Below are 8604 nucleotides of genomic sequence, written 5' to 3' on the forward strand. Positions count from 1 at the left end.
ATATATGTGGCGGAGGCAGTCGGACTTGGCCCGCCCTGACGGGCGTCAGGGCGGCTCCGCCACATAATCTCGCCCGACGCATAAATGCGGATCCCGGCCCAACGTCTCCTGAACCTGCAGAGCGAGGCCTTGCATCCCCCGACGCATATCGGTTCGACCGACTGCCAACCAGATCCGCACCTGGCTCGGAACCGGGATCATGAAACGCCCAGCGCCTTCACCATCGCCGCCGCCAGCGTCGGCGGCGTGGTCAGCGGAATCCGCAGCCGCACCTTGCCGGCGACCTCCAGCTCGATCACCGCTGGTGACGCCGCCGGCACCGAAGCGGCGACAGGCTCATAGGGAACCACGACAACTTCGGCAAAGCCCGTCTCGCGGGCTCTCACCATGCGGCGCCACTTATAGATCAGGCTGGTCGCGACATCGTACTGACGCGCTGCCGCCGCCACTGTGGCCCCGGGCGCGAATGCCGCGCGCAGTATCCGGCACTGATCCTCTTCACTCAACGACGACGACGCTCAGGCCCGGTCAACAACGTCACATGGCTCATGCTGTGCTGCTAACTACGCTCGTAAGGACGACCTTAAGAGCGCAGCCTCGCTACCGTGCCATGCTCGCGCAAGGCGGCCCTCGCCGGAGGCGTACGAACTTGCGGGCTGTCCGCTCAGTTTTCAGCGACGAGAAGAAGCTCTCCATCGTAAGCGCCTCGCCGATCACCTATGGGTTTGGGCTTGATGTTTTCCGGAATCGCCAGGGCCTGAGTTCCTCGATCTGGCTCTGTGGATGGCCGTTGATGATGGCCTCGAGGGTTTCGGCGAGGTAGGCAACGGGATTGACGTCGTTGAGCCTGCAGGTGGCCACGACGGATGAGAGCAGCGCCCAGTTTTCGGCCCCGACCTCATGGCCAGCAAAGAGAACATTTTTTCTGGTCAAGCATACGGGCCGGATGGCGTTTTCGACCGGGTTGGTGTCGAGCTCGAGCCGGCCGTCGCCGAGGAAGCGGGTGAGCCCTTCCCAATGGGCAAGACCATAGCGGATGTCTTCGGCCAGCTTTGAGCCCGAGGAGATCATCGACAATTGCTTTTCAAACCACGGCTTCAAGGCGGCGATGATCGGGGTGGAGTACTGCTGTCGGGCGGCGAGCCGAGCTTGTGGCGTCATGCCGCGCACCGTCGCCTCGACGGCGTAGAGCGTAGCGATCTGGCGCACGGCGGCTTCGGCGATCGGGGACTTGGTGTTGCGCGCCAGCTTCACAAAACGTCGGCGCAGGTGGCTCCAGCAATGGACGAGCATCCATGGTCCTTGTGGCCGCTCCAGGCGTGTCAGCCGGTCATAGCCCTCATAGGCGTCAACCTGCAGGAATTGTCCGCCGAAGCCTTGAAGGAAGCGTTCGGCATGCTCGCCGCCGCGTCCCGGCGCATAGTGGAACAGCACGATGGGCGGGCCTTGGCCACCATGGCCGCGGTCATCGGAAGCGATTGCCCAGAAGAAGCCCTTCTTGACCTTGCCGCGTCCGGGATCGAGTACCGGCGCGGTGGTCTCGTCCATGAACAGGCGCTCGGCCGCAGCCAGATGCCCGCGCATGTGGTCGGCTATGGGCTTGAGATGGAAGCAGGCCCGGCCTGCCCAGTTGCCCAGTGTCGCCCGATCCAGCTGGATGCCCTGGCGGGCGTAGATCTCGGCCTGCCGGTAGAACGGCAAATGATCACCGAACTTGGCGACGATGACCTGGGCGATCAGCGCCTCGGTCGGCAGGCCGCCGGGCACGACATGCTCGGGCGCATGGGCCTGCACGACGGCGCCCGAGCAGCGCCGGCAAAGCGTATTTCGGGCGGCGCGTGACCAGCACGCGCAGTTGCGCCGGGATTGCGTCGAGCCGCTCGCTGACATCCTCGCCGATCCTGGCCATCTCGCCGCAGCCGCACGGACACAGCGTGCTCTTAGGCTCGATGATCCGCTCCACCCGCGGCAGATGGGCAGGCAAGTGGCCACGATTGCGCTGGCGCGAACCGGACGAGCCGTCCGAACGCCCCCGGATGACCCGCTGCGCCTTTTCCTGCGCGGCATCGAGCACGCCCTGCGCGATCTCCACGTCTTCGAGCGGCAGGTGGTATTGATCGGGATGCAGCTTCTCGGACTTGGCGCCGAACTTCTCGTGGTTGAGCTGGCTGACGACGCTCTCCAGGCGGCGGCGCGCCTCCTCGGACTCTGCCAAAGCTGCCTGCGCCTCGGCGAGGAGCGCCTTCAAACGCTCGTTCTCTTCCTGGAGAACCGTCAGATTCATGCACTAAATCAACCACATGAGTGCCGATAACGCCATTGGAGACAAGGCACCTGAGTCACTGTGCCACACTCATCCGGCCAGCTGCGGACGCCGTGCCCGCTCGGGGCGAACCAGTCTCCAATCCAGCCCTTCGAACAAGGCCGCGAACATCGCCGGCGACATGCGCATCACGCCGTCGCGAACCTGCGGCCAGACGAACTTCGAGCCCTCGAGCCGCTTGTGAACGAGCACAAGGCCGGTGCGATCCCACACCAAAATCTTGATCCTGTCAGCCCTTTTGGCCCGGAAGACGAAGGCTGCCCCACAGAACGGGTCGAGGCCTAGCATCTCCTGCACAGCCAATGCCAATCCGTCCATGCCGCGCCGGAAGTCAACCGGCCGGGTCGCCACGTAGATCTTCAGATCGTTGCCCGGTGCAATCATCGCGAGGCCCGAACCGCTCGGATCACCTGCGACAGCTGCTCGAGGTTAACCGCCGTTCGGATCACCATGTCGTCGATCACGATCTCCACCTTCGCCGGCGTCGATTTCGATGGCCTCATCCTCCGCTGAGGCACCGATGAGTCGTCCACCATCAACTGCGCGAACATCGGCGCCATGCTTTCCGGCAGTGCCAGTTGCCCCTGACGAAGGCGACGCCGCCAATCGTAGACCTGCCAGCGGGTCGCACCATGCTTGCGTGCGACCGCCGCCACCTGCACCCCCGGCATCAGGCTCTCGGCCGCAATCCGGGCTCTCTCGGCCTCCGAGCGAACCCGCCGTCCCGTCGGACCTTCCAGAACCTCGAGCCGGCCTGCGTAGCCAGCTGTTGGGACGTCCAAATCGACGTCCATTTTGCCGTCTGCTCCCACGTAGGCCCTCCGTCTCTCGCGATCGGGAGGATTCTTCGCACATTCACCTCATGCCCCGCACGAGGGGAGCGGCGTGGCGCTTACTCTCCATCGCAGCATTGTCCCAGACATTGCCCCACCGGCTCATTGAGCAGGTGATGCCGTAATCGGTCATCAGGCGCTGGAACTGCTCGCTGGTGTATTGGGCGGATTCAAAGTAAGCGCCCGGTCATGACCCGGGCTCTTACGACTATTTCGCCAGCAAGGGTGATGCCGGATCGTTCCGCAGGGATGGTCGGTAAGAGCGATCTCGTCGAAGTTTGTGGCCTGCGGGGCATATCTGAAAGGTCGGTGAATAGTTTGAGACGCTCGGTCTCCTAACCGCATCATGTGGCGACCCGACGCCGAGTGCGAAGAGAAGCGCGTGACCGCGGACGAATGGCCGGAAAAAGTAGTGGACATCGACGTAGCAGTCCGATCCTCAGAACAGGCTTCAACCCAGCACGGTCATGCCATTTTTGATGACTGTAACGCCCCTCGACTTCACCTTGGCCTCGAAAGAGATCACGTTGCCGTCTCTCCACATTTCGAGAGTGATTGTCTCGCCCGGAAAGACGGGCGATGAAAACCGCGCAGCATGTTGTCTGAATGCGCCCGGATTGTAGTCGGCATAGGTCTGGAGCACCCCTCGGCACGTGATTCCGTAGGTGCACATTCCGTGCAATATGGGTCGCGAAAATCCGGCACGCTTGGCGTATTCAGGATCGGAATGTAGTGGGAAGCGGTCGCCGCAAAGTCGATACAACAGTGCCTGGTCCGGCCGCGTTGCAATGTCGATGATTCTGTCCGGCGCACCAGTCGGCACGCGATGTGGCTCGCGTTGTCCAGCGGACGGACCGCCGAAACCGCCGTCACCTCGAGCAAACCAGGAAGTCAAAAGGGTAGCGATCGGCTCGCCTTGCCCCTCTTTCAGTAAGGTACGGAAGCATATGACCGCTCCCTTGTCCTTCCCCTTGTCGTGGACACCAACCACCGAGCAGTCTGCTGTTATCTGGGCTTCGGGAGCGAGTGGCTTGTGGAACGTGATGTCACGCTCACCGTCGACCAATAACGCTAGTTCGGCCAGGCTTCGGCTCACTTCCTGCGGTTCCGTATCCCAGGCGGCGATGGAGGCAAATGTCGGTACGACCTTAAGTGGGCGGGGCACGGCCCAAGCTTCGTTGACGAAGGCAAGCTCTTTCCGGTCCAAGGGATTCCAGCCCATGCCAATCCCACACGCGTAAAGCATGACGTCGCGGTCGCTATAACTGAATCGTTGGCCAAGATTCTTCATGGCCATCATTCGTTCGTACTCAATCGCCATTCGCTGTCTTTCCTGCTCACCTGGTCTCGTATCCCGCAAGGTATATCAGAGACAGGTTTGGCCCATTGTGTCATTTCAGCTCAAAAATGAATAAGTGGCGAGCGTCTAAATGACGCCTGCCGGGTTGTTTCTTCAGCTCTAACCTGTCCGCTGATTGCTGAGCTGCGCCTTCGGGAATACTGCTCGGCCATCCGTTACGCTATCAAAACCGCAGGCATGTGGGGTTCGCTTGACCTTCACTTCGCATGGGAGAACAGGGGAGGGCGTCTCAAACAGACGTTGGCGCACAAAGTGCGGCGTTTCATTGGCGAACCATCGTTGGTACCCGCCTAGGCTTTCTGTCCACTCGACGCCGAGATAGGGGCCTCCTTGAGAACATAGAAGACGTCATTTATAACAAATCCGTCGAGACCTGTTGCCCGGGCGTAAGTCAGCAAATCGCTTGCACGATTGATGAAGCCGGTGCCATTGAAGTTCAGCGATGTGTTGCAAAGAACGCCGACTCCGCTTTTCGCCTTGAACGAGGTAAGCAGTTGAAAGAGGTGCGGGTTCTGCTCCTGCGAAACGGTCTGAGCCCGCGCTGTGCCGTCAGCATGCGTGACAGCCTCCAACCGGCTATCGAGAACCTTCTGGAAAAGAAGCATGTGGGGCGACGGGCGTGCCAAGTCGAAGTGGAGCGCGACGTCCTCTTCCAGACAAACCGGCGCGATCGGGCGGAAACCTTCCCGGTTCTTGATGCGGTTTAGCCGCTCATGGGTTCCCTTTGAAAAAGGCGCCGCGAGAATTGACCGGTTGCCGAGCGCCCGTGGCCCGATTTCGCAATTCCCCTGTACCCAGCCGATGACCTTGTCCCCAAGCAACGCCGAGGCTACCTGGCCGTAGTCGAGTGGATGGACCTCGAGCCCGGTGCGGTCAATTTCGTCAACTGTGAAAGGCTGGCCTGAATAGACGTTCCATTTGATCTTAGCATTGCCTGTGAAATGTCGCATGGCGTCGACTGCGGTCCCGATTGCGGAGCCTGTATCGTTTGCGCATGGCGGAATAAAAACGTCGGAAAAAAGGTTTGTTTCGAGCCATCTGCGGTTCCACTCACAATTTAACCCGCACCCGCCGGAAATCAGCAGCGGGTAGCCCTTTGTCAGGTTCTTCTTCGCGAAAGTGTGGAACGAATCGAAGATGGCATCTGAAACGCGCCTGGCGAGGTTGGTGAACTTCTGATGGGTTACGCCAATGTTGTAGTAGGGCGAATTCCGTAGGTCCTCCTTGGACAAGGGGTACACATCGCTTGGAAGCAGGAAATCGATTAGCGCCTGCTCGTCCCGGTCGGGCGATCCGCTCTGCCCATAGGCGGAAAGCGCCATTAGCTTGCCGGCGTCTTCCATACGCGTTGGTCCTTTTGACAAAGTGAATTTCGGATCGGCGAGCGCATAAAGGAAAGAATATTTGTGGCCGGGATTCGGCATCACTTTTCCTCTATGCACGACCTGCAGGTGCTCATCTATCTCGTAGAAATCTCCGCACCATCCTTCCCAGATCAGGGCGTAACAGGGGATCCCGCCGGGGAATGGCGACATGCCATAGCAGCCCCAGAGATGAGAGCGCTCGTGCGTCGAGGAATAGAAATGCACCTTTCGGCCGAAAATGGTCCGCTCACCGATAACATCCGATCGCTGAGCTATGCCGTAGTAGCCTACTGCATCGTGACCGAACCCAGTGTCCCACCCTCCCACTGCAACGACATCTGGAATGGCATCCAGGCGCCCAGCGGCTTCGAGGATCGTCGTCGGGTTAATGCTCGAATATCTGCGAAAGCTATCCTTCTCAGCCTCGTATGAATAAATGAGTTCGGCTGATGATGCATCCAACGCTGCAATTGTACCATCATGATCTGGTTTGAACGACATTATCTTCATTCTATTACTCTCTGGGTGCGATGTCGCTTGTCTCAATGAATTTCTTTAATCCGCAGAGCAATTCAGTTATTTTCCTTCAGACAAGGCAATCAATTGCTTGAACTCGCCTTGAAAGCTCCAAACCACACCCTATAGGCAGCAGGATCGACTCAATGTCCTTCCTCAGTCGGATGTGTTGGCGGTAACCCTCCCCAGCGACCGGGTCTGGGCTAGTGATGTTGTCCGCGATGACGTAGGCCAACGGAGCGAGCTTTGGATAAACTGCATCAAACGCTGGTATATAATAGCTATTCCAGAGGTCGATCACACAGAATTCGATTTCTTCCTCTAAGCCCTCAATTGCGTCAATTGCATCTCCCGAACGGAAAACAACATGATCCGCCAGTCCGGCTTGTCTCAGCATACCGTTGGCGAAGCTTTGTTTTTCGGCATCAAAGTCGCAGCTCGTCACGATCCCACTATTCGCACGCGCTGCCTCGGCCAAGTAGATGGTCGAATACCCATAGCACGTACCAAGCTCAAGAATGGATTTAGCCTTTGATCCGTGAATAAGTGAATTCATTAATCGGCCAGACTCAGGCCCAATCGGGAGTAAAGTGGTATGCTTGGCGTTTGGTATAGAAAGAAGGACCTCAAACTCATGCTGAAAATACCTCTCATATTCGACAAGTACTCTTTTCACGTCAGGATGCATTTGTCAACTTACAGCAACTGATAAGATACGAGCGACCTAAACTCACAGAGTTTATTCATGCTCCCGCGACTTATGCACTATGCTTATAATGCCTCACCAAGATTGTAAAGGGCACGTACTTATAAACAATTGTTAATAACTTTTGAACAAATATTTCAAAGTATGAATAGATTGAGTTGGGCCATTCCGTGACGCTTGGATATGCCCGCATTGAAAACCTGCATGCCATGGCAGAAGAGCAAAATCCTGGGCCCTGGCATCGCCTTGAAGGCGTCACGCACGTGGCGCGTCTCGAGAAGCTCCACTGCCAGGCCGGACGCCTGCAGCCCAGCAAATAGCCATTGCGACAGCGGGCCTGCCTCAAGGCCAATCCGCGCGAGCGGTACTTCGAGCGCCGAAAACCAGGCAATAAGCGCCTCCGGCTCGCTCGCCACCTTCGCCTCCCGCACGATCTTGCCCTGCCCATCAACCACACAGACACTTGAGCATTCCAATGACACATCAATCCCGGCATAATTATCCACGGTCGTCTCTCCTTGATGTTTGGCGCTACACGCTGGCTTCGGCCATGACGCCGTTCACACCATCATTGTGAGGGACGACCGCCTCGACCGAAAGTCTGGCCGCGGCGCGCCAGAGGCCCGTTACCCCATCTAGTGGGCTTGACCTGCAGCCGCCTTCGCCGGAAGCGGCGGCAGAGCTTGAGAAGTACTTGCCCCCCTTTGTCCATCCTGCCAATCCTCTCGACATCTCTTCAGCGGCCGATGCTGGCTTCGAGAACTGTCTGAATATTTATCGCGCGTACTTGTCGGATGATTGGGACGTAGCTGTGAATGTAATGTGCTTCCCTCCCGAGGGCGGCTCGGACCCGATAGGCTGGAACGTGAACACCCAGGCCTTCGCGCAAGCTGCAAGCGAGCGGCAAATGCCGGCAGCTTTTGTCAATACTGTCCCGGAGCTGTTACAAAAAAGCGTACAAGAAAGGATGATAGCAGAGGGGTTGGTCCCGTGGGTTGGTCCCCCTGCAGGGGATGGAAGACGGGCTTCGCGCCGTGTCAAATGCGATTCGCGCGTCAGAATTGGCCGATGTCCTTGCTCAAAGGACAGACGAAGAAATTTTCCTGCCGGCGTACCGGCGTCTGACAGGCGAGATCGCTCTCGACGAGGCATCCGCCAAAGCCGAACTGAGTGCCTCTGGCATAGCGGTGCCTCGAAATGTCGTTGTGACCCCGGATCAAACCTGTCGGCTGGACGAACTCGCTTTTCCAGTTGCGGTAAAGGCGCTTAGCGCAGGACTGGCACACAAAAGCGAGCTGAGAGCCGTTATGTTGCCGCCTGGCCACGCCCGAAGATGCGTGGCAAGCGGTGCGCATTATGGCCCAGAAATTAACGCACGCTGCGCCCGAGCTTTCCATCCGGAATTTCTTGGTGGAAAAGATGGTGAAAGATGGAATCGGCGAGTTGCTCGTAGGCATACGCCGGGTAGACTTGATGGGCCTTGCCCTCACAGTCGGGATGGG

The 8604-nt window shown here is 58.6% G+C and carries 8 protein-coding genes and 2 pseudogenes; 1 reads left to right on the forward strand and 9 read right to left on the reverse strand.

Annotated elements, in window-relative coordinates:
* Positions 1-45: 45 nt before the first annotated feature.
* The 9 genes and pseudogenes from tnpB (NKG99_RS34860) to NKG99_RS34900 all read right to left on the reverse strand — a co-directional run.
* Positions 46-201: an IS66 family insertion sequence element accessory protein TnpB gene (gene tnpB / locus NKG99_RS34860; protein WP_023743220.1), complete on the reverse strand. Its 156-nt coding sequence runs from the start codon at positions 199-201 to the stop codon at positions 46-48.
* Complete coding sequence (locus tag NKG99_RS34865; RefSeq protein WP_352873963.1) at positions 198-506, reverse strand: transposase; 309 nt, start codon at positions 504-506, stop codon at positions 198-200. Before NKG99_RS34865 ends, tnpB (NKG99_RS34860) begins: the two co-directional genes overlap by 4 nt.
* Positions 507-717: 211 nt before the next feature.
* Positions 718-2284: pseudogene (gene tnpC, locus NKG99_RS34870) on the reverse strand (IS66 family transposase).
* A 69-nt stretch (positions 2285-2353) separates the two neighbouring features.
* A complete protein-coding gene (tnpB, locus tag NKG99_RS34875; protein ID WP_352480788.1) occupies positions 2354-2707 on the reverse strand; it encodes an IS66 family insertion sequence element accessory protein TnpB in 354 nt (117 codons plus the stop codon).
* The gene (locus NKG99_RS34880; protein WP_352873966.1) at positions 2704-3117 is read right to left on the reverse strand and encodes a transposase; all 414 of its coding nucleotides are present in this window, start codon (positions 3115-3117) and stop codon (positions 2704-2706) included. The genes tnpB (NKG99_RS34875) and NKG99_RS34880 overlap by 4 nt, the downstream gene beginning before the upstream one ends.
* Positions 3118-3607: 490 nt before the next feature.
* A complete protein-coding gene (locus tag NKG99_RS34885; protein ID WP_352873968.1) occupies positions 3608-4477 on the reverse strand; it encodes a MaoC/PaaZ C-terminal domain-containing protein in 870 nt (289 codons plus the stop codon).
* 329 nt (positions 4478-4806) lie between these two features.
* Positions 4807-6381, reverse strand: a complete 1575-nt coding sequence (locus NKG99_RS34890; RefSeq protein ID WP_352873970.1) for a carbamoyltransferase C-terminal domain-containing protein — start codon at positions 6379-6381, stop codon at positions 4807-4809.
* An 85-nt stretch (positions 6382-6466) separates the two neighbouring features.
* Positions 6467-7084 carry an O-methyltransferase gene (locus NKG99_RS34895; protein WP_352873972.1) on the reverse strand — a complete coding sequence of 206 codons (618 nt, stop codon included), beginning with the start codon at positions 7082-7084 and terminating at the stop codon, positions 6467-6469.
* Between the two features lie 257 nt (positions 7085-7341).
* Positions 7342-7608: pseudogene (locus tag NKG99_RS34900) on the reverse strand (IS110 family transposase); the annotation flags it as partial.
* Positions 7609-8419: 811 nt separating this feature from the next.
* Here NKG99_RS34900 and NKG99_RS34905 point away from each other — a divergent pair.
* Positions 8420-8604: acetate--CoA ligase family protein (locus tag NKG99_RS34905; RefSeq protein WP_352873974.1), on the forward strand; the 185-nt coding region annotated here is incomplete at its 3' end.

The organism is Mesorhizobium sp. M1409, from assembly GCF_040317535.1.
GTDB lineage: Bacteria > Pseudomonadota > Alphaproteobacteria > Rhizobiales > Rhizobiaceae > Mesorhizobium.

Bases quoted from the DNA above. Each gene is read 5' to 3' on its own strand.
- NKG99_RS34885 (WP_352873968.1), bottom strand. From the start codon at position 4,477: ATGGCGATTGAGTACGAACGAATGATGGCCATGAAGAATCTTGGCCAA.
- NKG99_RS34890 (WP_352873970.1), bottom strand. From the start codon at position 6,381: ATGTCGTTCAAACCAGATCATGATGGTACAATTGCAGCGTTGGATGCA.
- tnpB (WP_352480788.1), bottom strand. From the start codon at position 2,707: ATGATTGCACCGGGCAACGATCTGAAGATCTACGTGGCGACCCGGCCG.
- tnpB (WP_023743220.1), bottom strand. From the start codon at position 201: ATGATCCCGGTTCCGAGCCAGGTGCGGATCTGGTTGGCAGTCGGTCGA.
- NKG99_RS34880 (WP_352873966.1), bottom strand. From the start codon at position 3,117: ATGGACGTCGATTTGGACGTCCCAACAGCTGGCTACGCAGGCCGGCTC.
- NKG99_RS34895 (WP_352873972.1), bottom strand. From the start codon at position 7,084: ATGCATCCTGACGTGAAAAGAGTACTTGTCGAATATGAGAGGTATTTT.